The sequence below is a fragment of the Psychrobacter aquaticus CMS 56 genome (assembly GCF_000471625.1).
Taxonomy (GTDB): domain Bacteria; phylum Pseudomonadota; class Gammaproteobacteria; order Pseudomonadales; family Moraxellaceae; genus Psychrobacter; species Psychrobacter aquaticus.
Genome location: NZ_AUSW01000027.1, coordinates 61,593 through 88,208, shown reverse-complemented (window position 1 = coordinate 88,208; position 26,616 = coordinate 61,593). Strand labels below are relative to the sequence as shown.

The following is a 26,616-nucleotide window of genomic DNA, read 5'->3' as shown; positions in this document are numbered from 1 at the left end:
CTATTAAAATGATTTGACTTATATCATTATAGGTGATAATTTTGAACAGTATTTTCATTATAAGGATATAAAAAATACAGCCAATCCGAATACATCACTTAGGATGTATCAGGATCAAATTCTCATTTATAAAGTTTTACTCTTACTCTCATAATTATCAAAAGGAATTGATAATGAAGCTAGCTCCTATTTTTTCAATTGGTGCATTAGCGGCTGTCAGTCTATTCGGCTGCTCTAACCAATCTGATAACACCACTGATGGCTCTTCAGCAACCTCACAAGAAACGACTGTCTTGCGTTTTTCTCATTTTTGGCCTGCTACTTCATCTATTAGCACAGAGGTTTTTGAGCCTTGGGCTAAGCAAATAGAGGCAGATTCTAATGGTCGCCTAAAAGTAGAATTGTATCCGTCAGCGGGTCTTGCTAAAGCTGATGTTACCTATGAGTCTGCTGCTAAAGGCACTATTGATATCGGTTCACAAGCTCATGGCTATACCAATGGTCGCTTCCCTTTAACTCAAATCACTGAGCTACCAGGCTTATCAAATTCAGCCACTCAAATGGGTTGTATGCTACAGACTCTTTATGATGACGGCACTCTTGCTAGCGAATATGAAGACACGCATATGTTATTTATGTATGGTGCTGGACCTGGTTCACTTCATACTACTGATAAGTTGATACGCACGCCTGAAGATATGAAAGGCATGCGTATCCGTCGTCCTTCTGCGGTTGCTGGTGATATTATTGAAAGTGCTGGTGCATCACCTGTTGGATTACCTGCTAATGATATGTATACCTCTTTACAGCGTGGAGTCGTCGATGGGCTAAGTTTCCCTTGGGAAGCGGTAACTGCCTTTAAAATAGACGAGATTACTAAGTATCACACCAATATTCCTTTTTATAGTTCAGCCTTAATGGTCACTATGAATAAAGACAAATACGAAAACTTGCCTGATGATTTAAAGAAAGTTTTAGATAAAAATTCAGGAATGACGCTTGCCAACAAGGTCGGTGAAGTATTTGATAAACATGACCAAATGGCCATACAAGCAGCCAAAGATAAAGGTGATGAAATTATTGACATTCCTGACCCGCTTAATGATCCTAATTGGAAAGGCCCACTCGAAAAAGGTACTAATAAATATTTAAGTGATGTCAAAGCTTTGGGTTTAGATGCTGATGGCGTTTATGAAAAAGCCAAAGCTGCTAGCGCTGCCTGTAAGGTATAACTCATTGGAGGTGTTACGTGACATTTTTAATCAAAATTAGTGCCTTCATTTCTAGACTATGCCAGTTTTTTGGTGGTATCAGTCTTATTATTATTGTGCTGACGACCATGTTGGATGTCACTGCTCGTTATATTTTTAAGCTTAGCGGTGGCGAGTTTGGGTTTACCGTCAAGGGTAGTGTGGAGATTGTTTCTTATTTCATGCTATTTGCTTTGCTTGCAGCCTTTGCCGCCTTCGTTGAGCGTTCTCAAATTATCGTCGATATCTTTACTCAAAAGATGCCTCAAGCTATCAAAGGCTACATGATGGGCTTTTTTATGATGGGCTTTTTTGTCATTGGTGTTGTCTTTAGTTGGGGGCTTTATGAGAGCGCCATTGATGCCATAGAATTTGGCAAAGTCACCCAAGACCTTCGTATCTCCATGATGCCAATCTACCTCATCAGTGCCCTCTTGAGTATCCTACTTGCCATTCGCTCACTGATCGAATCTATCAATATTTTTAAAACGGGCGAATTCTTTGACGCCGAGGAGACAGGCGCATGAGTCCAGAAATTATCGGTGCCATCGGCTTAATCGTCATGATTCTGCTTGTTGTCCTGCGAGTGCCAGTAGCACTGGCAATGCTAGGTGTGGGTCTTGTCGGTTTTGGGGCAGTGACTGCACCAAGTGGTGCACTGCAAATGCTTAAAGACATTCCGGTAGATGTTTTAGCCAAATATGATTTTAGTGCGATTCCTTTATTTATTTTGATGGGGGTCTTTGCGACCCACTCAGGCATGGCAGGCAAATTGTTTGACGCCACTCGTACCATCTTTGGTGGGGTAAGGGGCAGCCTTGGTATTGCAGGTATTGGCTCGTCCGGTATCTTTGCTTCCATTTCAGGCTCTTCACTGGCCACCGCCTCTACCATGACGAAAGTGGCGCTGCCGCAGATGGAAAAGTACGGTTATCAGCCAGGTTTTGCTTGCGGTATTTTAGCGGCGGGCGGTACTTTAGGTATTATGATTCCGCCCAGTATTGCTTTGCTGGTCTATGCCATTTTAACTCAGCAGTCCGTCGGTGATATGTTTATTGCTGGTTTTTTACCGGGTATCTTAGGCATGGTGATGTATTCCATCACGGTCATGATTATGGTGCGCTGGAAGCCGCATTTAGCGCGCCGTGGTGAGCCTACTTCTTGGAAAGAAAAGCTCTTATCATTAACTGGACTGATACCTTTTAGCTTTATTTTCATCATTATTATTGCCGGTATTTTCTTTGGATTATTTACGCCAACAGAAGGCGCAGCAGTGGGGGCGTTTGTCTCTTGGGCGTATGCATTTGCCAAAGGTATGCGATTAAAAGGTCTTAAGCAGTCACTGATTGAAACGCTTGCCTTATCAGCGGTTGTCTTTTTTATGCTGTTAGGTGCCGAAGCATTGGGTTACTTTATCTCAGTATCACGCCTGTCCTATACATTGGCGACTTGGATTGGGACGTTAGCGGTTAGTCCTATGGTGGTATTGATTTGTATTTTGATCATGTACTTTTTGCTAGGGCTGTTTATGGATGCCTTGGCAATGTTGGTCATTACTATCCCAGTGGTTTACCCTATCATTGTCGCTTTAGGATTTGATCCTGTTTGGTTTGGTATCATTGCGGTTCTGACGGTGGAGCTTGGTTTGATTACGCCGCCGATGGGGATGAATATTTTTGTGATTAAAGCGATGGCACCACATATTAAGCTTAGTGATATGTTTCGTGGGGTTGCGCCTTTTATCGTCTCTGATGTCATTCGGTTAGTGATTTTGGTGGCATTTCCAGCGATATCATTAGTATTATTGACCTAGGCATTGTCGATAAAAAATAGTCTGAAGGTTAGCCCTATCACAGTTTTATAATGTATTCACATTTAGAAGCCATATTGTGGTCACTGCAATATGGCTTTTTTGTGTCCCTTAGGCGGGTATTTTGAGTAGGCTATTTACAAGTCTATTTTGCACTTATCGCACATTGCCCAGCGATAACTTTTCTTAGCATTATAAAGGCTTATGAATGTAGTAAACTGGTTGATATTTCCGTATAGATAATCTTATAAGTAGAGAGAGTATGGCAGTCGATTTTAGTAACACGCTAATAGTCGCGATTTCTGCAACGGCGCTTTTTGATTTAACAGAGTCAGAAAATTACTTATTGCAGCTATTAGAGCAGCGACCTACAAGCGCTATCAAAGAATTCCGTGACTATATGACCGAGCGTGAAAACGACCCTTTAAATATTGGTGCAGGTTACCCTTTGATAAAAGCACTGCTCAATCTAAACGATTACTGCCATAGAGATGGCACGCCAAATTTAGATATTGAAGCACCATTGGTGGAAGTCGTTATCGTCTCAAAAAGCAGTCCAGATACAGGTATCCAAGTACTTAACGCAATTCTTGAACACAAGCTTAATATTTCACGATCAGCATTTATTTCAGGTAGCCTTGTTGCTCCTTACATTAAAGATTTCAATGTTGATTTGTTTTTAACCACCAACCGTGATGACGCGCAGCAAGTTGCCGATGCTAATATTTGTGCTTGTGCCATACTCGATGCGACGCCTGTAAACACCTATGAGTTAGATACCAATCAATTACGCATTGCTTTTGATGGAGATGCGGTATTATTTGATGATTCAGGCGAGCTACTTTATAAGCAAAAAGGTCTGCGCGCCTTTCACGATCGTGAAATACAGATGCGAGACTTACCAATTGAAAAAGGTCCTTATGCGGAATTGTTGATTAAGCTATCAAACTTACAAGAGCGTTTGCCAGCGGGTCTTAAATACTCTCCAATAAAAATTGCATTGGTCACTGCTCGCAATGCGCCTGCTGATTTGCGTGCTATCAAGACGCTACGAGAGTGGGGTGTCAATGTCGATATGGCGTTTTTCTTAGGCGGTCTAGAAAAAACAGCGGTGCTTAGAACGTTTGCGCCTCATATCTTTTTTGATGATTCAATCAAACATATTGATGCGGCGCGACGTTTCATTCCTACAGCTTTGGTACCTTATCACTCGACGTCGTTACTACATGGCGACAGTTATTTAACGACTGATAAAGACGCGACCTTGTTGGCTTTTACACCGGTAGAGCGCCCGCTTTTTGCTGTGAATCATTAGGGCATACCTAAAGAAATTAATCAAAAGGACAAAATGCTATATGAATTGGCAGCAATTGCTTAGCTTGATTGTGGTGCGAATAAAACAGGTTATCGGCTTATATGCTTTTGTATTGATACCGATGTGGGGCATGTTTTTTTTGAATAAAGTCGCATTATTTGGACTGTGGAACATTTTTGGGATTGTTCCGCGCGCCTTAGATGTGGGCAGTATGATCGGGGTGTTTGCTTCATGGACGATGCATGGCAACTTTTCACATTTGCTTGGCAACACTGTGACATTGTTACAAATCTTGTTTTTGTTCGGCTTGTTTGAAAAAAATGCTTATCGTACGGTATTGAAACTGGTTGTCGCCTCTGGATTGGTCACTTGGATCATTGGTTCGCCATCCTCTATTCATATTGGTGCATCAGGACTGTGTTTTGCGATGCTCGGTTATATGATAGGTGGTGCAATATTTGCGCGGCGTTGGGGCTATCTGCTCGCTTGTATTGTCATGGGTACTGGCTATTGGCTGACTATCAAGCAAGGATTGATGCCGCAACAAGGTATCTCATTTGCAGCGCATTTTGGTGGTTTATGCGCCGGACTGCTGTTAGGGGCTAACTCAAAGCACACTTATTCGGCAGTTTCTCAGCGCTATTAAATGTCTAAAGAGTTTTGAATATCATTGAAACTTTTCTTATGGTTATTTCTCAAGATCAGGTTACTGTCATAGTGATAGTACCGCTAGTTTTTATCAGTACAAATGCTGATAAATAATGGATCATCCGTTGCCAAATCTCGCCATGCTGTTGTCTGCTGAACATGTTCGTCGATTGTAAGATTGCTGTCTTTTTCTGGTATCACGTAATCTGCACGTGCAGGGGTATTACAGTCTATGACTTGTGGTATTTTCTGTATACTTCTGCGTCTCTCAAATAAGTATAGATTGACCAAGTGCATATTTGGATTGTCCACTTGTACGCTAGCATTACCAATATCGGCAGCTATAAAGCGTAATATTTGTGGTTTGACATACGACCATGGACGAAACCATTCGGTACTCTCTGCTGTTTTGACCACTTGTACGCCTTTAGGTAGCTTACTCACTTGCTGGTCATACCAGTTGTATTCTTGATGTATTTGAAAAGCAAAAATGCCAATAGCAGCAAAGAGAGGAATCAGCCATTTTGGCGCACGTTTTCCAGCCAGCTTACTGAGGTGAGTTATGACCAGTGCCAATCCAGCCATGCCAAATGCGGCAGCGATGGTAGCGATAAACTCAAAAAGCATAAAATTTTCCTTAATGCGTTAAATATATTTATTACAAAAATTTAAAAACTTTTGTAATAAATAGGCGATAAAAAAATCACTCACAAGCAGCTACTGCCTGTGAGTGATATATGGTAACTGAAGATATATCATCATGCGTGAGCTTAGTGGTCGACTGCACCGCCCGCGCCACGTGGAGAGCGGACGCTTTCCACCAATTCTTGAATGTGTAATGGTGGTGGCGCAGTAGCATAAGATACAGCAAACGCTACGATAAAGTTAAGTAAAGCACCAACCGCACCAAATGATAAAGGTGAAATACCAAACAACCAGTACTCTTCAGTATCAGGGAAGTTAGCAGTACCGCTAATGAAGAACCAGCCTTTGAAGATAAAGATATAGACTAAGATACTAATCAAGCCTGTTAACATACCTGCAATCGCGCCAAGGTTGTTAATACGCTTAGAGAAAATACCCATCATCAGTGCAGGGAAGAGCGACGCACCAGCAATACCGAAAGCCAATGCCACCACCTGTGCGGCAAATCCTGGTGGATTAATACCTAAGTAGGTAGCTACCACAATCGCCACACCCATAGTGATACGTGCGTATTTTAACTCATCTTTATCACTGATGTTTGGATTCAAGTTTCTTTTGATCAAGTCATGACTGATTGCTGATGAAATAGCCAGTAATAGACCAGCTGCCGTTGATAGTGCAGCCGCCAAACCACCTGCGGCAATTAGACCAATGACCCATGGTGGAAGATTGGCAATTTCTGGGTTAGCCAATACTAAGATATCAGCATTCACGTCAAGCTCATTACCTGCCCAGCCTGCAGCAGCAAAACGACCATCAACTTCTGTATCATGTTTGATTCGAGCTGCTTCAACAGCCGCGGTTGCTGCAGCAACATCGCCACCGTCAGTTTGTGCGGTATTAAGTGCTAGCTGAGCGGTACCAAGTCCACTATCGTTATATAACTGAATACGACCATCATTATTCAGATCGTTATACTTGATAAGACCTGTATCTTCCCATGTTCTCATCCAGTCTGGACGTTGATCGTATTCTAAAGGCGCTTCTGCAACACCTTGTGGATAGACGGTATCGATTAGGTTTAGACGTGCCATCGCACCTACTGCTGGAGCAGTAAAGTATAGTAGCGAGATAAACACTAACGTCCAACCCGCTGTCCAGCGAGCATCAGCCACTTTAGGTACGGTGAAGAAGCGAATGATAACGTGTGGTAGGCCTGCTGTACCTATCATGAGTGATAAGGTAAATAGCACCATGTTCAGTTTGTTAGGAACATCAGCAGTATAAGAAGCAAAGCCTAAGTCGGTCACGACTTGGTTAAGCTTAGTCAAGATAGGCACACCTGATTCTATATGATTTGAAAACAAGCCCAAACCTGGAATTGGATTGCCTGTTAATTCAAGTGAAATAAATACAGCAGGGATCGTATAGGCAATCATTAGAACCACATACTGTGCAACCTGTGTGTAAGTGATCCCTTTCATACCACCAAGTACGGCGTAGAAGAATACAACGATAGCCGCAATAATCAGACCAGTCGTATTTTCAACTTCTAAGAAGCGTGAGAAGGCAACGCCAGCACCCGTCATCTGTCCAATAACATACGTCGTTGACGCAATAATCAAACAGACGACTGCAATCATAGCAGCGGTCTTAGAATAAAAGCGATCACCAATAAAGTCAGGAACGGTAAACTTGCCAAACTTACGTAAGTAAGGGGCGAGCAGCATTGCTAATAGAACATAACCACCGGTCCAGCCCATCAGATAAGTCGATGCACCATAACCACTAGCAGCAATCAGACCTGCCATTGAGATAAAAGAAGCTGCACTCATCCAGTCAGCAGCAGTTGCCATGCCGTTCACGACAGGGTGTACACCACCGCCTGCAACATAAAACTCACTGGTCGTACCAGCGCGTGCCCAAATCGCAATACCGAAGTATAGTGCGAAAGATAGACCCACAAAAATAATATTAATCGCAAATTGACTCATAGGGCTATTCCTCGTCTACGCCATATTGTTTATCTAACTTATTCATACGCCAAGCGTAAAAGAAAATTAAGATGATAAATATCCCAATAGACCCCTGTTGAGCGAACCAGAAGCCTAAATCGGTACCGCCGATTTTGATACCAGCGATGAGTGGCCGTAATAAGATGGCAAAGCCATATGAACACAGTGCCCAGATAACTAGGCTACCGATAATAAGACGGATATTGGCACGCCAATAGCCGGATGGATCGTTGTGGTTTTCCATAGGACAACTCCTTTTGTCTTACCTAAAATCTTATTGTTGATTTAATCCTAGTACATTATAAATAGTCTAGCATTTATTGATTGCAACGATACTGTATAACGATAAAGTATCTAGTAAAAAAACGTTGCTTCATAGACTGCTAAGGCAATTGATTCAAACGCACTAATACCAACAATAACATGAGAGAGGCTTTGGCTATTTTTTATTACTTATACAGGGTCATAAAAAATAGATATGTACTGCTTTATAAATTGACAGTGATAAACAGCGAGATCATTCATGTGTAACAATATATATTATTATCGAGAGCATAAAATCACTAAAAATATAGAGTTACTAAAAATATAAGATCACTAAGCCCATTGATCTAAAAGTAACAACGAAATTATTCAGTATTGTATTGGCCGCTTTAATCGAGCATCGCAAAGAATAGGATTTTTTGAGGAAGAAAGAAGGGGGCGAGACGGTCCGCTGTCTTTTTTGCAATCTTGTCTTCCTGACAAGCTTCTAATAAGCTAACTATTCGTGCGAATTATTAAAAATCAACTCTACATAAAGTTTTTATACTAAATAAGAGCTATTAATGCTAACTAACGCAGCTATAGATAGTATCTATATTTTCAGAAAAATACCATACGATATATTATGGCAAACATCATATTAGTGATTAACGTTACTGAAAAAGTACGATAGCGGTGTAACTTATGCTGCTAAATTGTTACTCACACACATAGTATAGGATATCAACTGTGATTAACATTTATTTTATAAATAATCGTTATAAACTAATAAGTAAATATGATATCGCAAACGGCTGAATATCTATAGAATGCACATGATATTTTGATGTCGCGCCTTTAAAACAAGGCTGCTTAATTTAATGCTTATGTTGGTTGTAAGCGATATCAATACGATATGTAAGTGAGAGATATAAAGTATAAATGAGGAATGTTTATGAGCGAAGGAATAGCAGGTTGGTTTAATAACATCGTAAACTACGGTGTAAGTATTATTTGGGGCAATAATGATTGGTTGATTGCTAGTAACCCTTGGTATGGACTACTAATGTTCGTATTGATAGGTGCTGGTCTTTATTTTACGATAGCCACACGTTTTATTCAGTTTCGCCATTTCGGTCATATGTGGCAATTGTTGCGTGTCTCTAACCAAGGGCGCAAGGATGGTGGTATTAGCTCATTTGAAGCGCTGATGACATCATTGGCCGCGCGCGTCGGTACGGGTAACTTAGCAGGGGTGGCGATTGCGATTTACCTTGGTGGCCCAGGTGCGGTTTTTTGGATGTGGATGACGGCAATCGTCGGTATGTCTACCAGTTTCATTGAGTCGACGCTTGCGCAGGCATATAAAGTACCGCACAACGACAATGTATACCGCGGCGGCCCCGCTTATTATATTGAAAAAGGTTTAGGAATGCGCTGGCTGGCGATATTTTTCTCGCTATGTCTGCTTGTGGCCTTTGGTTTGGCGTTCAATGGTGTGCAGTCAAATACTATCGCACAAGCAACCAACGAAGCGTTTGGTGTTCCAACGTGGATGACAGGCTTGGTATTGGTCGTATTAGTCGCGCCTGTGGTATTTGGTGGTTTGCGTTCGGTTGCACGTATTGCGGGTAAGATCGTACCCGTTATGGCGATTCTCTATATCCTATTGGCATTGTTTATTATCGTCACTAACTTTAGCCAATTCCCAGCAGCGATTGTGCTGATCGTCAAATCAGCGTTTGGCTTTGAGCAAGCAGCAGGCGGGGTCATTGGTTATGGTATTGCTCAGGCCATGATTAATGGTATCAAGCGCGGTCTGTTTTCGAACGAAGCGGGTATGGGTTCAGCGCCTAATGCGGCGGCAACGGCAAAGAGCCATCCCGACCATCCAGCGGTGCAAGGGTTTATGCAAATGCTGGGTGTATTTCTAGATACTTTGGTTATCTGTACGGCAACCGCCTCAATTATTATATTGTCCGGTGTGGTCGATCCTAGTGTTGAGCAAGAAGGTATCCAGCTGACTCAGTTGGCACTGTCGCAGTATGTGGGTGATTTGGGTGTTATCTTCGTTGCAATTGCTATTTTCTTCTTTTCTTTCACCTCTATTATTGCTAACTACAGTTATGGCGAGTCAAATCTTGAATTTATCTCTGGTGCGAAAAACGCCAAAGTCATGATCATGATATTCCGCTTTATGGTGCTTGGCATGGTATTTGTTGGTGCGGTTGCCAGTCTGCCAGCAATATGGAACTTCGCTGACTTATCAATGGGTCTGATGGCCTTGGTCAACTTATTCGCTATTTTATTGCTCTCGCCAGTGGCATTGAGAATATTGCGTGACTATGAACGTCAAGTCAAAGAAGGCAAGACGGGCGAACAAATCAAATTTGATCCCGATAATTTTGTGAAGCTGCGAGATGAAGCCAATCGTGATGCGTGGACGGATTGATTATATAGTCGTTAAATATATGAGACAAAAAACCGCCCTTACTTGAAGGGCGGTTTTTTATTGGGGTATTGATAATTCATTAGAACCAACATCATCACAAGGATGGTTTACATATTTGGATAGTTTGGACCACCGCCGCCTTCTGGCGTCACCCAAGTGATATTTTGAGAAGGATCTTTGATATCACAAGTTTTGCAATGCACACAGTTTTGTGCATTAATGACAAATTTGGCACCTTGAGCGTCTTTTACGACTTCGTATACACCAGCTGGGCAGTATAAGCGTGCAGGCTCAGCATACAAGGGCAAATTGATCGAAACAGGAACGGTTGGGTCGGTCAATTTCAAATGTACCGGCTGGTCTTCAGCATGGTTGGTATTAGAGACAAATACCGATGAGAGCTTGTCAAATATCAGTTTGCCATCAGGCTTTGGATAAGTGGGCTGATAAGCATGATTGGCACGCTCTAGCTGATCATAGTCCGGAAGATTGTCATGCAACGTAAATGGCATCTTACCTTTCAATAAGTTGTGCTCGATAAAGGTGAAAGCGCCGCCCATAAATAGACCCATACGGTGTATCGCTGGTGAGAAGTTGCGCGACTCGTAATTGTCTTGATAGAGCCATGATTCTTTATACATAGTGCTATAAGCAACGACTTCGTCATGCTGACGATTGGCTTGTAGCGCCTCAAAGATAGCTTCAGCTGCTAGCATACCTGACTTCATCGAGGTGTGTGTGCCTTTGATTTTGGCAGGGTTTAAGAATCCAGCATCATCACCGACCAATACGCCACCTGGGAAGGTGAATTTCGGTAGTGAATTCAAACCACCTTTAGTCAAAGCACGTGCGCCGTAAGAAATACGCTTACCGCCCTCTAAGACATTTTTAATAACGGGATGGGTTTTTAGGCGCTGCATCTCATCAAATGGTGACATATATGGGTTGTGGTAAGACAAGTCCGCCACCAAACCAAAGCTTACTTGGTTGTTTTCATCAAAGTATAACCACCAGCCGCCAGTAGAGCCAGTTTCAGTCAAAGGCCAGCCAAGACCGTGCATGATCACGCCTTGCTCGTGTTTTTCTGGATTGACTTCCCACAACTCTTTTAAGCCAATACCGTAATGCTGAGGATCAGAGTCTTTGTCCAGACCAAAGCGGCTGATTAAGCGTTTGCCTAAATGGCCACGGCTGCCCTCAGCAAAAATGGTGTATTTGGCAAGCAGCTCATAACCTGGCTCAAAGCTTGATTTGGCCTCGCCATTAGCAGCCACACCCATATCACCAGTCAAAATACCTCTCACAGAACCGTCATCATTGTATAAGATGTCAGCCGCAGGGAAGCCTGGGAACATCATGACTTCTAGCTCTTCTGCTTGTACTGCCAACCAACGAACCACATTCCCCAATGAAACAATATAATTGCCATTGTTGTGCATGGGTGCTGGAATCAAAGGGTCAGGCACTTTAGTAGAGCGGGTGGCAGAGTTTAAGTAGTAAAAACGATCTTCGATGGCTGGCACGTTGAGCGGTGCGCCTTTTTCTTTCCAGTCTGGTATCAGCTCGTTCAACGCACGTGGCTCGATGACTGCGCCAGATAAGGTATGAGCACCAAACTCAGAACCTTTTTCGACCACGCAAACCATAAACTCATCGTTGCCTGCTTCGATAGCAAGCTGACGCAAACGGATAGCAGCAGACAGTCCTGCAGGGCCACCGCCGACGATGATGACATCAAATTCCATTGATTCACGTTCTATTTCAGGCTCTGCCGCAACAGGTTCTACTGCTGGTTCAGGCGCTTTATCGATAGCGACTGTTTCAGTATTTTGCTCTTCCACGGCAACCGCTTCAGCTGACTCTGTTTTATCTAGGGCGGCTGTCTCTGTCGCTACTGATGTGTCAGTGTGCACAGTGTTACCATCGATAACTGGCGTTTGATTGTCTTGCTCTTGCATACCTACTCCTAAACTTTTAGTGGCTTATCTCGGGGCATCATTAGCTTAACAATTGAATAATAGATTTGCGGCGCTAACTTTACTCAGACATATGGCTGCCCGATAGAAACTGTCTTTGCGGCATCAATGGGCCATGTTATTGTTGAAACCCATTCTCTAAAGGCATCAACACATCACGTAAAATGTGTTGTTAATACAACACCCACTTGACCAATTCAATAAATAATCGTTACTCATTATAAAAGAAAAGTCCTATAAACACGATACGCATTTATGGGTATCGGTGTTAAGGTAAGTTCAAGGTAATGAGGGGATTGACATGATATGACCTTATCATACCCGAAACTAAAATTTATAGTAATAATAGATTTGCCAAACTTTGAATACTAGGTGAAGGATTACATGATGAACAACAATACCAGTAACGTGACTGAAAATGTAGAAAATGCTGCCAAACCCTCAAACGACATGCCGTCCAACCTAAACAATATGGATGCCCTTAGCCAATATCTAAAGGCTGCTGCGGGGACGCGTGAAGGTCGTGCCATACCACCACTAGAAAAATGGCACCCTGAAGATGTGGCAGATATGGATCTAATCATAAAGGCCAATGGTGAGTGGTGGCACGAAGGCGGACAAATGACTAGGCAGTCACTGGTTGAGTTATTTGCCACTGTTTTATGGAAAGAAGAAAATCTAGGTGTTACTGAGTATTTTTTGAAAACGCCAGTACAGAAAATTCGTATCCAAGTCGAAGACGTTCCTTTATTAATCAATGATGTCGGTATTGTGCATGAAGACAATATGAGCTGGTTAGAGTTTACAACGACGACTGGCGATGTGGTACGTTTGGATAATGAGCATCCCATTACCTTAAAGGCGTATAAGCCTAAAGCTGATAGTAGTGACTCTGATAGTAGCAAAGATAATGAAAAGCATCAGGCAGTCGGCATCGAAGGTCAGGTACGTCCTTATATGCCAGTTAGAAATGGTTTGATGGCGCTTATCGGTCGCAATACTTTTTATCATTTGACCGAAATTGGGCAATTAACAGAGCAAAATGGCGAGACAATATTGACACTACAGAGTGGTGGACAGTCTTACCAGCTATCGATGCCAGCCAGTTAAATATTAGTGATGACAATTTACTCATTGCAATTCATTTGTTAGTTATTATAATTTTCATCAATCAAATAATTTGATAGCCATTGTCAACGCATTGGTAAATAGTTACGGCGTTACTCTCGCTTAATGTACTAAATGCACTATTTGGGTACGCCTATCTTGTATCTATTTTAAACTGCTTCGACTGCTATAGGCTCCATCAGATTCAATTTTATATATGACTTAATAAAAAGTATGAAGATGACGATATGTATACAACAATGACGGTAGAACATTAATGGGTATTACCACAGGTAATCTCATCAATGGGGCTAAAGTCCGAACAGGTGCTTCTCATATCGGAGCTTTTGACAATACAGCTGTTATCAAAAGTGATGTCAATAAAAAAGCGGGTACTACCGTTATTAATCATAGAGACCGTAGCGCTCCAATAGGGTTGTTTGACTCGGGCATTGGTGGCTTATCTGTTTATTTACATTTGGCGCAGCAGCTTCCTGCCGAGCGTTATGTCTATTATGCCGATACATTAAATGTACCTTATGGCAGCCGTGACAGTGCCGATATCGAAACCCTAACCTTAACAGCTGTAGAGTGGCTGTGTAAGCAGGGCTGTAAGCTTATCGTCATTGCTTGTAATAGTGCTTCAGCCTATGCGCTTGAAACCGCAAGACGTCGTTATCCGCAAGTACCTATTGTTGGTTTAGTCCCAGCTTTGAAGCCCGCCATATTAGCCAGCAAAAACGGTCGCGTGGCAGTATTGGCAACCAAGGCAACTTTGAACGGTACATTATTAAATGATGTTATCAATAACTTTGCGAAACCTAACAGTACGATAGTCACTAAATATTTTGACCCACAATTAGTGCCTTGGGTGGAAGCAGGTATGCCAGAACAAGACAATACCGCTCTGCACTTGCGCCAGCAGCTACAAGCCTTTGCCAATGATGGTATTGATCAGTTAGTACTAGGTTGTACACACTATCCATTTTTCAAAGCATTTTTATTAGATGAGATTGCCCGGCAACAGTTATCGATGCAAGTGGTGGATTCTGGACAAGCCATTGCTGAGCGAGTCAAACAGCTATTGGTGACAAACCAGCTGTCGGCATTTTTTGATGATGGCAAAGACAATATTGGTGCAGATAATAGACGTTCAGAAATCGCTAGTGAAAACAATGTTGGTATTCGACCGCCGTTGACTTTTTACGCCACCAAATATGATGAAAAATTAAGCATTTTGATAGAGCGCTTGCTTGGCAAAGAGACGGTATTAGAATACTACACCGAGTAGCTGCCAAAAATATTGTTTATATTAAAAGCCACAATAATAGTATGGACTTTTTTAAATAAATTGAGCGTATTTTTGTGAGATTATGTTAGGCTGTGCCAAACAAAATATTTGCGCTATGTCTCATATTACATTCTTTCATGTTATGCCTGAAAATTAGAGGTAATTGTGCCAAACTGCCGTTATCATATTCATGTCATATGCGCTGACAACGATCAATTGCTGGTTTTGGATAGCCTAGCAATGTTTTTTCAGAGCCGTGCGTTCTTGACTTATGATGTATCGAGTAAACTACCTAAAGCGTCCTTGTATGGTCGCCAATGCATTGACGCCTGTGATTATGCATTGATGATCATCGGCGACAGTTACGGTACGGTACAAAAAACGGGCGTGAGTCAAATGCACTTAAGTTATTTGAATGCCAAAGCGAAGCTCAAACCTTTAGTAATTTTAGTCAAAAACCATCGCAAAGATACGGATACCAGTCGTCAATTACAAGAGTTTATCAAGTCAGTCATTAGACAAGACAACCAGATATATTATTACGATACAGAAGATGATATTGAGCAGCTACTGATACAAGCTTACTATAATATTTCAAATGATCATGAAGTGATGGGTGGCTGGATAAGAGCCAGCGAAGAAATGATTAAGTTCAGTAAGCAAACAGTGGCAGAAAGATTTACGGATCTTTTATCCAATCATAGAGCGATGGAAAAAGACAGCGATGAGGTCACGGAGGCAGGTTCTGTGGCTGATGGTGTCAGTAGCACCATAGTGTTATCAGAAACCTTTAATATTCAATACAGCGCCCAAGCTTATGAAGGTGGTAACTTAACAGATGTTACCAGAGTCATGACATTAACATGGCGAGAGATATTGGTCGCATTAGTAAAAATTCCGACGACCTTTTCCAGTTATGGGTTGCAAAATACCATCAATCGTTTGATAGCCGTAAAAGCTGAGCAAGACATCAAACAAGACATGCCAAATGTTCATGCCGTCTCACGCTGCCAAATTTTTCAAGATGACTTAAATAAGCTGCAACGCCAGCTGGTGGCCGCAAAATGGATACAGTTAACAACCTATGGTGCCTATGGTACTCGAGTGTCACAAGAGTTGTGGAAATTGACTCTTTATGCAAAAAGCCTAGTAGATAGTGAGGATGCCGAAACCTAATAGTCAATATGCTAATCAGTACCATATAAAATAAATACAGGGATTATTCTGCGCTTTATGACTACGTTTTGTAATACAAAGCATACGCGTCAATGGTTGCGAATGCGCTTTGGACTGGTGATAATAAGATTGATTAGTTATTGATATCGAATACCTTATTTATATTAAGATTACAAACATACAGAACGCATAATGATATTGAGCAATTAAGGAGAGTATATAATGAGTAACGCAAAAAGTGATGCACTGAAAAAAGAACTTGATGGCTTAGAAAAGTCTATGCATGATGCCGATCAGTTTCATACTTTGGAAGAGCAGGTAGCAGACATGAAGCGCCGCGGTATCGATCCTAGCCAAGCATATAAAGAGCTGGATAGAAAAGAGGAAGATGCGGACTGGGGTGATGCCACTTGGAAAGAAAATGGTAAGTGGGAACCAAAAACGCCTGCGGATTTAGACGACAAAGCACGTGAAAACTGGGATGGCGACAACGGTAAGCCAAATCCACCGCCTATCGTTTAAATGCTTTCTTCAAATACAAATGATAAAAAAGCCACGCTAGTAATAGCGTGGCTTTTTGCTTAAACGAGTACGATCAAATTTATCAGCGTAATATAGTTGGTGAAAAGTCATATCGATACAACACGTACTGCTGGTGCAAATTTTTCTTGCTTGCTTGCTGTACCGTTGCTGCCAGAGGCAGCAAAAACTTACACCAACAATACTGTAGAGACTTTAAAGTATTTCAACTATATCTACGAACCTTCATCAATACGAACAAGCTTCACAACACCATCAGCACCTGTGATACGGCGATAGCGCGTATTGCCAGTGCTTGATGGTTGAGCCGATGGTTGTATTGAGTAAGTATTAGGACTGCTCGTTTGTTGTTGAATCAGTTGTCCCATACGATCTGCAGAAGCAGGATTCAAAGATTGGCCATTTGAAGATTGGCCAAATTGTGGGCTGCTTGGAGCTGTGTTACCGACGATGGCGCGGTGAAACTTCTGTCCTGCGCGGCCATCAGCTGGGAAAATACCACGACTAGACTGGTATTGCTGAATCGCTGTGCGCGTATTATCGCCGATGATGCCATCAACGCCGCCGATATCATAGCCTGCATTTAATAGTGCTTGCTGTATGTCTTTGGCTTGTTGACGGCTGATACCAGGATCGTCTGTTGGCCACGCGGTAGCAAAGTCAGTTTTGCTGCTGTCTTCGCGGGTTATCAAATCTGATAGGTGCGCGATTGCCAAGGCATAGTTTTCTGAAGCGTTGTACGAATAAAACGTGTCAAAGTTTTTACCGACCAAAAATGCAGGGCCTTCCATACCAGCCGGCAATAATAAACCTGCGCTACTCAAGTCGCTAGGTAGCGCGCTACCGTTGGCAAGCGTCAGACCTTGATTGCGCCAATGACTGATAGACTTTTTGTCTTTGCGGTTAGAAGCTGCCCAAAACCCATTTGGTAATTTGACTTCGTAACCCCAAGGTTCGCCGTTACGATAACCGCGTTTGTCTAAAAAATTAGCGGTAGAGGCGAGCGCGTCAGGCACATTATTGACCAAATCACGACGACCATCGCCATCAAAGTCTACTGCCAGCTCCAAGAATGTGCTTGGCATAAACTGCGTCTGCCCAAAAGCACCTGCCCATGAGCCTGTCATGTCATTTGGCGCTATATCACCATTTTGTACAATTTTTAGCGCATTGGCGTATTCACCTTGGAAGTAGCTTTGACGACGATCAAAGCACGATAGCGTCGCTAAAGACTCAAACAATGGTTTTTTGCCTAATGTTTGACCGAAGTTAGACTCTACGCCCCACACACCTAATACGTGCTCAGCTTTTACACCATATCGTGACTCGATTTGGCGAAGCGTGTCGCGCCATTGGCGCTTGGCACGGATACCATCTTCGACGCGCTCTTTGTCTACGAGTACGGATAGATAATCCCAAACGTCTTTTTGAAATTCTGGTTGATAATTGAGTGACTGAATGACACTAGGGTCAGGCTGGCTCGGACGATAGTTGTTAAAGGTAGAATTGTTGACGCCGCTAAACTTACTCGAATTTTGCAGCCTATCCAAACATTGCTGAAACTCGCTATTTGATAAATCTGGCGCTGGTGGTCTGGCGGCTTGTGCAGTGCTGGCAAAGCTTAGGCCAACTGCCATACTAAGAAGCGACAAAGTAGAAAGGGGAGTCAAGCGCATGAAAATATCCTATAAGCATCGAAATCGTGAGTAAAGGTAAAAAGCGATTAAAGGTAGTATCGACTTAGAGTAACCAATCTCAATAATAAAGAAAAGGTGTCGAAGCACTCAGTTACTATAAGCTGACGTTAGCGTGAGATTAGGAGAGGGTTTTGGGAAGGATGACAATGTAACAAGCTTCTAATTCTTAAAAATCCTCTAGTAGTGAACCATCTACTTATTACTAACTTAACAACCAAACCTGCTCGGTGACTTTTAGTTCAGGCGCTGACCCGATAGAAGTGGGTTCACTTGCCAGCTCGGTGACTTGATAATAACTGCCATAATACTGCTGTACTTGCTCATGACTAATTGAGAAGGGCGGCCCATCTTTTTTGCTTTGGTCATAGTTCAATGTTAATAAGAGCTGTACCGCCGCTTTCTTATTTACATCAACGCTAAGCTGTCGCATCTGTTCGCTATAGTCGGAACGCATCTCGGCTGGCAGGGCAATCAATGCCGCTTTATCATAGACCGCATCTATATTGCCGATATCTGTAAAGGTTAACGCAAAAATATCAGCAACCCATATCTCTACCTTTTGACTCAAAAGCTGTCCTTGATAGCATTTAATCGCCGGATTCCTTACATGCTGATGCACGCTAGGCTCGATGTTTTGTTCTGCAAAAAATTCTTGAACGGCAGATTCGACCAATTCAACTCCCACCACGTCATGACCTTGTGCTGTCAGCCAAACCATGTCAATCGATTTACCGCATAACGGTACAAAGATGCGACTGCCAGCTAGTAAGTTTAGTTCTGTCCAATACTTTATTAATAATGGATTGACCTCGGATTGATTGAAGCCGATACGCTTTTCTTGCCAGCGTTTTTGCCAAAATTCAGGATTCATACCTTAGCCTTTCTTGATTTGTTAGGGTTTATAAAGTTGCTTATTTTATGATAACGCTTTCGTTGGTCGTATAAAAAGTACTAAAAAGCCAAACACTTATTAAATAAGCATTTGGCTATTGTTAAAAGTCGATTTAAGCATTGCACCTAATTAGCAGGTGCTTACTTAGTATTTTGCTTAGCTCACCATGTACTTACTAAACTCTTTACGCAATTTAGCCAGTTTTGGCGGTATCGCAAAATTGCAATAAGCTTGACCTGGATTTCTATTAAAGAAGTCCTGATGCGTGTCTTCAGCCTGATAAAACTCGACCGCAGGATGTACTTCTGTGACAACATTGAGACCCATGTCACGCAGCTTATTAATCGTACGGTCAACAGTGGGTTTTTGATCTTCATCGGTATAGAACACCACGCTACGATATTGACTGCCAACATCATTACCTTGACGATCCATCGTGGTGGGATCATGCGTTGCAAAGAAGACATCAAGTATCACTTCTAATGGTACGACCGACTCATCAAATGTCACTTTAATCACTTCAACATGTCCCGTACTGCCACTACAGACCGCTTCATAATTGGCAGATACCGCATCGCCGCCCATATAACCTGAAACGACAGATTGAACGCCTTTCACTGACAAAAATACCGATTCGGTGCACCAAAAACAGCCGCCACCTAATATAATGGTTTGCATAATTTATTCCTATTTTTATAAATATAAGATACCAATCAAGTGCTGTGCACTCAACAAGATGCATTTAGCTTAGCAGGGCATCTACTAGCGCTAAGTAACAAACAGTAATGTTATAATGGGCTTTTGCTACCTACTATTTAATCTGTATCTTATCATCAAAAATGAGTCGCATCATGAGCCAATTCCATCAGTCTACAGACGCTGCTATCAAGCATGACACCCTATTTACCACACCGCTCGATAAAGCGGCGCGTTTTTCTTTTGATGAGCAAGTAGTGGCGTGTTTTCCCGATATGATTCGTCGCAGTGTCCCCGGTTATGGTCAAGTATTGGCCATGCTGCCTATCTTTGCCCGTCGTCACTGTAAGTATCGCCAGCAGGATGGTAATGGTCAGCGCGTCAGTCGCATTTATGATCTGGGCTGCTCGCTTGGTGCGGCAAGTATGACGTTGGCTGGCGAATTTGACCCGCAAGATTTGCAGATTAAAGCGATTGATATCTCACCAGCGATGACCACTGAAGCGACTATTTTATTGAGCGATCATTATCCTGAGCACGATATTGAAGTGATTACGGCGGATATTCGTGATGTTGAGCTTGAGCCTTGCGATATGGTAATTTTAAACTTAACGCTACAGTTTTTGCCAGCCGCCGATCGGGTAGCGGTGTTGGAGAAAATTTATGCCGCATTAAGCGAAGGTGGCATATTGGTATTGACCGAAAAGACGCACGCGTTTGATGAGCAGTACGATGCGTGGTTGGTTGAGCGTTATTATGATTTTAAACGTGCCAACGGCTATACCGAAATGGAAATCAGTGGCAAACGTAATTCACTAGAAAACGTGCTTATTACTGATACTTTAGATGAGCATCATGCACGGCTGGATCACGTAGGATTTGAACGTCATCTAACATGGTTTCAGTTTTTAAACTTTGTCTCTATTGTGGCGTTTAAATAATACTGACGTGATCTTTAAAGCACGCTTAATATTTTAGAAAAATCTTTCACACACTCTTTTGATTCACACGGTAATCTGCTCTTATGCTTAACGACACAATCACTCACGCCGAACGCGAACTGTATTTAACCTTGCTAGAGCTTGCACAGCAGCAGCCGAGCGCTTATGAGTGGCTTACGCAATTACCGATATGGTTGAGTGACATAAAAGACAAAGCCAACTACGCCCATGCACCTGCTTACCAAGCGTCGGTAGCACGGTTGCCAACATTAGCCGTCGATAATGTGGATTTAGATAGCAATATATTGACGATTAACGCGAGACTTAATCAGTCTCAGCATAAACAAACTACAGCGCTATTAAAGCAACTGATGCCATGGCGCAAAGGGCCTTTTCAGATTGGTGGTCAGGTTGATAGTGGTCAGGATGAAGGACAACAAGCCGCGCCAATTTTTATCGATACTGAATGGCACAGTGATTGGAAGTGGCAGCGGGTCGCACCGCATTTAGGGAATTTAAAAGGTCGGCGTGTATTGGATGTCGGTGGCGGTTCTGGTTATCACGGTTGGCGGATGGCAGGTACTGGGGCGGATACGGTCATTATCATTGATCCGTCTTGCTTGTTTTACCATCAGTTTATGGCGATTCGTCATTTTGTTGGTAGCGCCGATACTCATGAGACTGGTCGTTATCGTACCCATTATATTCCTGTGCCACTGGAAGCATTGCCTGAGCATAGCCAGCTATTTGATACCGTATTTAGCATGGGCGTGCTCTATCATCGTCTGTCGCCTTTTGAGCACTTGCAACAGCTCAAAGGGCAATTGGTCAAAGGTGGCGAGCTGGTGCTTGAGACTCTGGTCATTGAAGGCGATGCCAATACTGTTCTGGTGCCACATGACCGTTATGCCCAAATGAATAACGTGTATTTCTTACCCTCAGTCGCCGCATTAATCGGCTGGCTAGAAAAGGCTGGATTCTCAGACGTGCGTTGCGTGGATGTAGCCGTAACCTCGATTGAGGAACAACGTAAAACGGAATGGATGACCTATCATTCGTTAGCAGATTTTTTAGATCCCAATGATTCAACAAAGACCATTGAAGGCTATCCTGCACCGATGCGCGCGACCTTGATTGCCAAAAAGTAGCACGTACTTACCTACCATAAGGAAAATGGACCGTGAAAAAACTAACGGTTTTACTCAGCGCTATGATGGATGTTCTGCCATTGACGTCCATATCAGCTCATGCTGCCTATGGTACGCCATTTGACGGCTGGGGCTTTGTGCAGGATGATTGGCAACTGGTCTGTGATAACACATTAACTTGCCGCGCAGCTGGTTATGCAGAGGAGAGTATGTTGGATACGCCTGCCTCAGTTTTACTCACAGTATTGCCAAAAGTAGCCCTGCCAACAGCACAGGTTCAATTTATGTCACAATCTTCAGAGGATAGCGTTGTTAATGCTCAGCTTTGGTTAAATGACAAAAACTATGGGACTTTGCAGCTAGTTGGAAAAGATTCTCAAATATATGATCTATCCGCCAAGCAAACCCAGCAGCTTCTCAGGCATTCGCGTAAAAATACTAAGATAGAGATAAGAGCGGATGCTGATCGGTGGACGATCAGTGATAAAGGAATGAGTGCTGTACTACTTAAACTTGATGAAACGCAAGGCCGGGTCGGTACGCCGCTGGCATTGGTGAGCAAAAAAAATCCCAATCGGCAAATCCCTAAAGCAGCCAAAGCAAAACCTGTCATTAAAAAAGCGCTCTCATATTCTGACGATAATAAACAGCAGCTAGACCCTGCAAAGCTAGTGTATTTTCAAAAAAATATACATAAGTGGATTGATATTGATGCTAAGCAACTGGTAGGGTCTGAAGATGAGATGGGAGATTGTGAGCTGGTTAATCCAAAGACTGAAGCCTATCAACAAATGCAAGAATATGGCGCTGATAGGTTGGATTGGACGTTTACACCTGTAGACGCCAAGCATACGCTGGCCAGTCATATGTGCTGGCAAGGAGCGTACAACGAGGGCTACGGTTACTGGCTTATCAATCATGACAAACCCAGTAAACCAAAACTGATCACTACCTCAGGCAATGAATATTCTGATGGCGAGATTTGGGCCACTCATAAAGATAGAGGGATAGGTGATTGCTGGAATAGACAGGTATGGGTTTGGAATGGCAAAACCTTCGCTCAATCTGAAGAATCTAGCACCGGTATGTGCCGAGGCTTTGCAGGTGGCGCATGGGATTTGCTAACTTACGTCAGTGAAGTAATAGAAAATAATAGCAAAGCTAATAAATAATATTTTGATAAAAAATGGCACAGATAACGACAATCTAGAGATATCATTAATAGCGTCATTATTATCAGTAAGGCTATTAAGGCGTATCATCAATTAGCATATTGATACATTTTAAGCCTCATAATCTAATCTATGACACGCCCTAGTGATGAGATTTAATATGCCTCAAATAAACCATCTTTGAAAGGCCACTTCTAGCAGTAGCTTGAGTAAAAAACCGACAAAGCCTGCGCCCAACGCTAAAAAAATCCAAAACGTACCAGCGCGCCCAGCTTCGGACTTTTTAGAAATATCCCAAACAATAAAAAATAAGAACGCGATGAATATAGGTAATAAAACGTATAGTCCCCAGCTGGTGACCGTACTGGCAGCAATAGCAAACATGGCATAATCCTATGAAGTAGTAACGCCTTTGATGACTTAGACGAGTCATACAAACTGCCATTATAACGCGGAATTAGGCGCGTAGAAACGACTGTCCAGTATCAGCCAACAGTAACACTACAATCATCACGGCTGACTTGTAGTTGTTGACTAAGCCATAACCGTAAGATTTTAGTGCTAATTTTGGTGCAAATGGTGCAATAAAGCGCAAAGATTGTTATATTTACAGGTTACTTAACTTTTTATATTATTTATCCCCTGCAATGTCGGTCGCTATTATAATAGGCAGTTATCGACTGCTCGCATTTGCCACATTTTGCACCGTTCTTGTTGTTTATTTAACTGAGTTCAAAACCCTATGTCACAAGCCCAAATTGATACCCTTACCTCACTATTTAACGATGCCATTCAGGCCCTACAAGCCGATGGTGCTTTACCAAGTGATTGGCAAAATAACAGCCAAATCACCCGTACCAAAGACATCAGTCATGGTGATTTCGCCTGCAATATCGCGCTTACTGCGGCTAAAGCTGCCAAAGCCAATCCGCGCCAGCTTGCCGAACAAATCGTCAATGCACTGCCTGAGAATCAAGATATTCGCCAAGTAGAAATCGCAGGCCCGGGTTTTATTAATGTGTTTTTAAATGCCGAAGCCAAATTTGCGGTATTAGACGATATCTTTACCTTACAAGATCGATTTGGTTTGAGCGATCAGTTTGCAGGGCAGAAGGTACAAGTTGAATTTGTCTCAGCCAACCCAACGTCCAGTCTGCATGTCGGTCACGGACGAGGCGCGGCGTTCGGCATGAGCGTGGCAAACCTGTTAGAGGCGATTGGCTATGACGTCACACGTGAGTATTATGTCAATGACGCAGGTCGACAAATGGATATTTTGGCGACCAGCACCTATTTGCGTTATTTGGAGTTAAATGGCGAGCAAATAATATTTCCAGTCAATGGTTACCAAGGCGACTATGTCAGTGATATCGCTCAAACGCTCAAAGCACAACATGGTGACAGCTATGTACACAATTTTGCAGAGATTGCCAAAGGTGTACTAGCAGACGCTCAGTTTGAGATGAATGCTGATGGCGAAAAAGTACTGCTATCAGGTGATAAAGAAGCGCATATCGATGGTCTGATTGCCAATAGCAAAGCGTTACTTGGTGACGGCTATGAGCTGTTTTTAAATGCGGCATTGAGCAGTATTTTGGCCGATATCAAAGATGACTTAAATGACTTTGGTGTTAGTTACGAGTGTTGGTTTAGCGAAAGATCTATTGATAGCGAGATTGAGCCAGTACTGCAAATACTGGATGACAAAGGCTATTTGTACGAAAAAGATGGCAATATTTGGTTTAAGTCGACCGATTTTGGTGATGAAAAAGACCGTGTGGTACGCCGTGCCAATGGTCAATCGACGTATTTTGCCTCTGACATTGCTTATCACAAAAACAAGTTCGATCGTGGTTTTGACAAAGTCATTAACGTTTGGGGCGCTGACCACCATGGTTATGTGCCACGAGTAAAAGCCGCTTTATTGGCCCTTGGTATTGATGCTGAACGTCTGGATGTGGTACTTGTACAGTTTGTGGCATTATGGCGCGGTAGTGAAAAAGTACAAATGTCATCACGTTCTGGTCAGTTTGTCACGTTACGCGAGCTGCGTGCTGAAGTCGGCAACGATGCGGCACGTTTTTACTACGTGGCGCGTAAGCCTGAGGTACATATTGATTTTGATTTGGAGCTTGCCAAGTCACAGAGCAAAGACAACCAAGTGTACTATATTCAGTATGCCCATGCGCGTGTATGCCGAGTGTTAGAAAAACTGGCAACTTACGATTTGACAGTAGATGATACCGTTGGTTTGGCACATCAAGATTTGTTAAGTGCGCCGAATGAAGATGAGCTGATCAAACTGTTAGCAGGGTATCCTGCAACACTGCTACGAGCAGCGACAGGCTATGAGCCGCATGTACTAACCAATTATCTAAAAGAATTGGCGGCGCTGTTTCATGGTTGGTATGACAGCAATCGCATTTTGCCAGTGAGCTTGACCTCAGGCGAGACACCGAGTCAAGCAGAGATGGATTTGATGCAAGCACGTCTGCGTTTGTCCAAAGCCGTAAGACAAGTATTGGCCAATGGCCTCAGTTTATTAGGGTTGTCTGCACCGTCTAGCATGTAGTATCTTTCTAACATGTAGCATAAGTATAAATGACCGATAGTAATAATTTGATGATAGTTAGATTCAGTAGGGAGAACCAGATCCATGTTAGCCAAAAAACCTAAAGGCGCGACCGAAAAGCGCAAAACAAGTAGCGTATCAGGCTTATTATGGATGTTTGTCGGGGCAGTATTGACCCTTATGATTGGGGTGTTTTTATACCTGTCTCCATTATTTGATTTCAGTCCTGCTGAGAGAACGGCTGGCAATGATCCTGATCGTCAAGTGCAACCTCGCGTTGATACCGATACCGATAATAGTGATTATGAATTCTATGATATTTTGCCCAATCAAGAGATGGCAACCATTCCTGAAGAAGATACTGCTGAGACAGATAATAATCGCATAGAAGATATTGCCGCCTTTGAGCCGGATGTTATTGTGACTCAACCTGATGGCACTTCAGCCAGTCGCAACGATGATACCGGTAACTTTGGCATCGCTGAAAGTACAACGATTGAGCCTAGCCGCGGCAACAATGCGGCAACCAGCAACGATGATATCGTTATTGTTGAGGAAGAGGCAACCTATGATGGGTCATCACCTGCTGGTAATAATTCTGCGAACCGTGCCAATAATGGGGGAGCAGGAACTGCGAGCATTCAAGCAGCCAAACCTGCTACCTATATCTTGCAGATTAATAGTTTCGGTGATGCTGATGAAGCAGATCGCCGCCGTGCACAAGTGCTTATGGCTGGTGTCGATGCAAGAGTGGTCAAAAATACGACGGGTAATGGTTTGCCAATTTATCAAGTGATCTCACGTCCGATGAATAACCGTCAGGCAGTGACTATTGCCCAGCAGCGCCTACAAAACAATGGTATTGATTCTATTATCGTTGAACAGCGTCGTTAGATTTGACATTCGTGATAGCCTTACTTATTTATGAATGATAAAAAAAGCGTCGTAATGACGTTTTTTTTATCTCATTTTTAGGGCTATTTTCAAAATGAGGACGCGCCCTAGCAAAGGGCTATTATATCTCACCGAA

23 protein-coding genes are annotated in these 26,616 nt (G+C 42.7%); 15 read left to right on the top strand and 8 right to left on the bottom strand.

Annotated elements, in window-relative coordinates; translation table 11 throughout:
- Nucleotides 1-173: 173 nt before the first annotated feature.
- From M917_RS07690 to M917_RS07670, 5 genes are all read left to right on the top strand, one after another.
- Nucleotides 174-1,232, top strand: coding sequence for a TRAP transporter substrate-binding protein (locus M917_RS07690; protein WP_021814240.1), 1,059 nt, complete (start codon nt 174-176; stop codon nt 1,230-1,232).
- Nucleotides 1,233-1,249: 17 nt separating this feature from the next.
- Complete coding sequence (locus M917_RS07685) at nt 1,250-1,777, top strand: TRAP transporter small permease (protein WP_021814239.1); 528 nt, start codon at nt 1,250-1,252, stop codon at nt 1,775-1,777.
- Nucleotides 1,774-3,063: a TRAP transporter large permease gene (locus M917_RS07680; RefSeq protein ID WP_021814238.1), complete on the top strand. Its 1,290-nt coding sequence runs from the start codon at nt 1,774-1,776 to the stop codon at nt 3,061-3,063. The genes M917_RS07685 and M917_RS07680 overlap by 4 nt, the downstream gene beginning before the upstream one ends.
- A gap of 259 nt (nt 3,064-3,322) precedes the next feature.
- Entirely contained in the window at nt 3,323-4,375 is a 1,053-nt protein-coding gene (locus M917_RS07675) for a 5'-nucleotidase (protein ID WP_021814237.1), read from the top strand.
- Nucleotides 4,376-4,415: 40 nt separating this feature from the next.
- The gene (locus tag M917_RS07670; RefSeq protein ID WP_021814236.1) at nt 4,416-5,021 is read left to right on the top strand and encodes a rhomboid family intramembrane serine protease; all 606 of its coding nucleotides are present in this window, start codon (nt 4,416-4,418) and stop codon (nt 5,019-5,021) included.
- Nucleotides 5,022-5,104: 83 nt separating this feature from the next.
- On the opposite strand, the gene M917_RS07665 is transcribed toward M917_RS07670, so the two are convergent.
- The 3 genes from M917_RS07665 to M917_RS07655 form a co-directional block, all read right to left on the bottom strand.
- A complete protein-coding gene (locus tag M917_RS07665) occupies nt 5,105-5,650 on the bottom strand; it encodes a hypothetical protein (protein ID WP_021814235.1) in 546 nt (181 codons plus the stop codon).
- 143 nt (nt 5,651-5,793) lie between these two features.
- Nucleotides 5,794-7,662 carry a sodium:solute symporter family protein gene (locus tag M917_RS07660; protein ID WP_021814234.1) on the bottom strand — a complete coding sequence of 623 codons (1,869 nt, stop codon included), beginning with the start codon at nt 7,660-7,662 and terminating at the stop codon, nt 5,794-5,796.
- Between the two features lie 4 nt (nt 7,663-7,666).
- Nucleotides 7,667-7,927, bottom strand: a complete 261-nt coding sequence (locus M917_RS07655) for a DUF4212 domain-containing protein (protein WP_021814233.1) — start codon at nt 7,925-7,927, stop codon at nt 7,667-7,669.
- A gap of 954 nt (nt 7,928-8,881) precedes the next feature.
- Here M917_RS07655 and M917_RS07650 point away from each other — a divergent pair.
- The gene (locus tag M917_RS07650; RefSeq protein ID WP_021814232.1) at nt 8,882-10,378 is read left to right on the top strand and encodes an alanine/glycine:cation symporter family protein; all 1,497 of its coding nucleotides are present in this window, start codon (nt 8,882-8,884) and stop codon (nt 10,376-10,378) included.
- Between the two features lie 107 nt (nt 10,379-10,485).
- Here the strand turns inward: M917_RS07650 and M917_RS07645 are convergent, their stop codons facing one another.
- A complete protein-coding gene (locus M917_RS07645) occupies nt 10,486-12,123 on the bottom strand; it encodes an electron transfer flavoprotein-ubiquinone oxidoreductase (protein WP_040642334.1) in 1,638 nt (545 codons plus the stop codon).
- A gap of 618 nt (nt 12,124-12,741) precedes the next feature.
- On the opposite strand from M917_RS07645, the gene M917_RS07640 reads away from it, so the two are divergent.
- From M917_RS07640 to M917_RS07625, 4 genes are all read left to right on the top strand, one after another.
- Entirely contained in the window at nt 12,742-13,464 is a 723-nt protein-coding gene (locus tag M917_RS07640) for a DUF1285 domain-containing protein (protein ID WP_021814230.1), read from the top strand.
- Between the two features lie 274 nt (nt 13,465-13,738).
- Nucleotides 13,739-14,752: a glutamate racemase gene (gene murI, locus M917_RS07635; RefSeq protein WP_021814229.1), complete on the top strand. Its 1,014-nt coding sequence runs from the start codon at nt 13,739-13,741 to the stop codon at nt 14,750-14,752.
- A 165-nt stretch (nt 14,753-14,917) separates the two neighbouring features.
- Nucleotides 14,918-15,928 carry a DUF4062 domain-containing protein gene (locus M917_RS07630; protein WP_040642311.1) on the top strand — a complete coding sequence of 337 codons (1,011 nt, stop codon included), beginning with the start codon at nt 14,918-14,920 and terminating at the stop codon, nt 15,926-15,928.
- Nucleotides 15,929-16,150: 222 nt separating this feature from the next.
- Nucleotides 16,151-16,450, top strand: coding sequence for a hypothetical protein (locus tag M917_RS07625; protein ID WP_021814227.1), 300 nt, complete (start codon nt 16,151-16,153; stop codon nt 16,448-16,450).
- A 233-nt stretch (nt 16,451-16,683) separates the two neighbouring features.
- Here the strand turns inward: M917_RS07625 and M917_RS07620 are convergent, their stop codons facing one another.
- The 3 genes from M917_RS07620 to msrA all read right to left on the bottom strand — a co-directional run bounded on the left by M917_RS07620 (nt 16,684) and on the right by msrA (nt 19,735).
- Nucleotides 16,684-18,144 (bottom strand): lytic murein transglycosylase, encoded by a 1,461-nt coding sequence (locus M917_RS07620; protein WP_021814226.1) that lies wholly within the window; start codon nt 18,142-18,144, stop codon nt 16,684-16,686.
- Between the two features lie 223 nt (nt 18,145-18,367).
- A complete protein-coding gene (gene tmpT / locus M917_RS07615; protein WP_021814225.1) occupies nt 18,368-19,036 on the bottom strand; it encodes a thiopurine S-methyltransferase in 669 nt (222 codons plus the stop codon).
- Between the two features lie 177 nt (nt 19,037-19,213).
- Nucleotides 19,214-19,735: a peptide-methionine (S)-S-oxide reductase MsrA gene (gene msrA, locus M917_RS07610; RefSeq protein WP_021814224.1), complete on the bottom strand. Its 522-nt coding sequence runs from the start codon at nt 19,733-19,735 to the stop codon at nt 19,214-19,216.
- Between the two features lie 173 nt (nt 19,736-19,908).
- On the opposite strand from msrA, the gene cmoA reads away from it, so the two are divergent.
- From cmoA to M917_RS07595, 3 genes are all read left to right on the top strand, one after another.
- Nucleotides 19,909-20,694 (top strand): carboxy-S-adenosyl-L-methionine synthase CmoA, encoded by a 786-nt coding sequence (cmoA, locus tag M917_RS07605; protein WP_021814223.1) that lies wholly within the window; start codon nt 19,909-19,911, stop codon nt 20,692-20,694.
- A gap of 83 nt (nt 20,695-20,777) precedes the next feature.
- A complete protein-coding gene (gene cmoB / locus M917_RS07600) occupies nt 20,778-21,842 on the top strand; it encodes a tRNA 5-methoxyuridine(34)/uridine 5-oxyacetic acid(34) synthase CmoB (protein WP_021814222.1) in 1,065 nt (354 codons plus the stop codon).
- Between the two features lie 32 nt (nt 21,843-21,874).
- Nucleotides 21,875-23,014 carry a DUF1176 domain-containing protein gene (locus M917_RS07595; protein WP_021814221.1) on the top strand — a complete coding sequence of 380 codons (1,140 nt, stop codon included), beginning with the start codon at nt 21,875-21,877 and terminating at the stop codon, nt 23,012-23,014.
- A gap of 165 nt (nt 23,015-23,179) precedes the next feature.
- Here the strand turns inward: M917_RS07595 and M917_RS07590 are convergent, their stop codons facing one another.
- Nucleotides 23,180-23,398, bottom strand: a complete 219-nt coding sequence (locus tag M917_RS07590; protein WP_021814220.1) for a DUF2788 domain-containing protein — start codon at nt 23,396-23,398, stop codon at nt 23,180-23,182.
- A gap of 358 nt (nt 23,399-23,756) precedes the next feature.
- Between M917_RS07590 and argS the strand changes: the two genes are divergently transcribed.
- Together argS and M917_RS07580 are read left to right on the top strand one after the other, a co-directional pair.
- Nucleotides 23,757-25,586, top strand: a complete 1,830-nt coding sequence (gene argS, locus M917_RS07585; protein WP_021814218.1) for an arginine--tRNA ligase — start codon at nt 23,757-23,759, stop codon at nt 25,584-25,586.
- 84 nt (nt 25,587-25,670) lie between these two features.
- Nucleotides 25,671-26,480, top strand: a complete 810-nt coding sequence (locus M917_RS07580; protein ID WP_021814217.1) for an SPOR domain-containing protein — start codon at nt 25,671-25,673, stop codon at nt 26,478-26,480.
- Nucleotides 26,481-26,616: the final 136 nt, after the last annotated feature.

Excerpts from the sequence above, each read along its gene's own strand:
- M917_RS07650 (WP_021814232.1), top strand. The coding sequence starts at position 8,882 with ATGAGCGAAGGAATAGCAGGTTGGTTTAATAACATCGTAAACTACGGT.
- M917_RS07680 (WP_021814238.1), top strand. The coding sequence starts at position 1,774 with ATGAGTCCAGAAATTATCGGTGCCATCGGCTTAATCGTCATGATTCTG.
- cmoB (WP_021814222.1), top strand. The coding sequence starts at position 20,778 with ATGCTTAACGACACAATCACTCACGCCGAACGCGAACTGTATTTAACC.
- M917_RS07580 (WP_021814217.1), top strand. The coding sequence starts at position 25,671 with ATGTTAGCCAAAAAACCTAAAGGCGCGACCGAAAAGCGCAAAACAAGT.
- M917_RS07645 (WP_040642334.1), bottom strand. The coding sequence starts at position 12,123 with ATGGAATTTGATGTCATCATCGTCGGCGGTGGCCCTGCAGGACTGTCT.
- M917_RS07690 (WP_021814240.1), top strand. The coding sequence starts at position 174 with ATGAAGCTAGCTCCTATTTTTTCAATTGGTGCATTAGCGGCTGTCAGT.
- M917_RS07625 (WP_021814227.1), top strand. The coding sequence starts at position 16,151 with ATGAGTAACGCAAAAAGTGATGCACTGAAAAAAGAACTTGATGGCTTA.
- M917_RS07675 (WP_021814237.1), top strand. The coding sequence starts at position 3,323 with ATGGCAGTCGATTTTAGTAACACGCTAATAGTCGCGATTTCTGCAACG.
- M917_RS07660 (WP_021814234.1), bottom strand. The coding sequence starts at position 7,662 with ATGAGTCAATTTGCGATTAATATTATTTTTGTGGGTCTATCTTTCGCA.
- M917_RS07640 (WP_021814230.1), top strand. The coding sequence starts at position 12,742 with ATGAACAACAATACCAGTAACGTGACTGAAAATGTAGAAAATGCTGCC.
- M917_RS07655 (WP_021814233.1), bottom strand. The coding sequence starts at position 7,927 with ATGGAAAACCACAACGATCCATCCGGCTATTGGCGTGCCAATATCCGT.
- cmoA (WP_021814223.1), top strand. The coding sequence starts at position 19,909 with ATGAGCCAATTCCATCAGTCTACAGACGCTGCTATCAAGCATGACACC.
- M917_RS07620 (WP_021814226.1), bottom strand. The coding sequence starts at position 18,144 with ATGCGCTTGACTCCCCTTTCTACTTTGTCGCTTCTTAGTATGGCAGTT.
- msrA (WP_021814224.1), bottom strand. The coding sequence starts at position 19,735 with ATGCAAACCATTATATTAGGTGGCGGCTGTTTTTGGTGCACCGAATCG.
- murI (WP_021814229.1), top strand. The coding sequence starts at position 13,739 with ATGGGTATTACCACAGGTAATCTCATCAATGGGGCTAAAGTCCGAACA.
- M917_RS07670 (WP_021814236.1), top strand. The coding sequence starts at position 4,416 with ATGAATTGGCAGCAATTGCTTAGCTTGATTGTGGTGCGAATAAAACAG.
- M917_RS07590 (WP_021814220.1), bottom strand. The coding sequence starts at position 23,398 with ATGTTTGCTATTGCTGCCAGTACGGTCACCAGCTGGGGACTATACGTT.
- argS (WP_021814218.1), top strand. The coding sequence starts at position 23,757 with ATGTCACAAGCCCAAATTGATACCCTTACCTCACTATTTAACGATGCC.
- tmpT (WP_021814225.1), bottom strand. The coding sequence starts at position 19,036 with ATGAATCCTGAATTTTGGCAAAAACGCTGGCAAGAAAAGCGTATCGGC.
- M917_RS07665 (WP_021814235.1), bottom strand. The coding sequence starts at position 5,650 with ATGCTTTTTGAGTTTATCGCTACCATCGCTGCCGCATTTGGCATGGCT.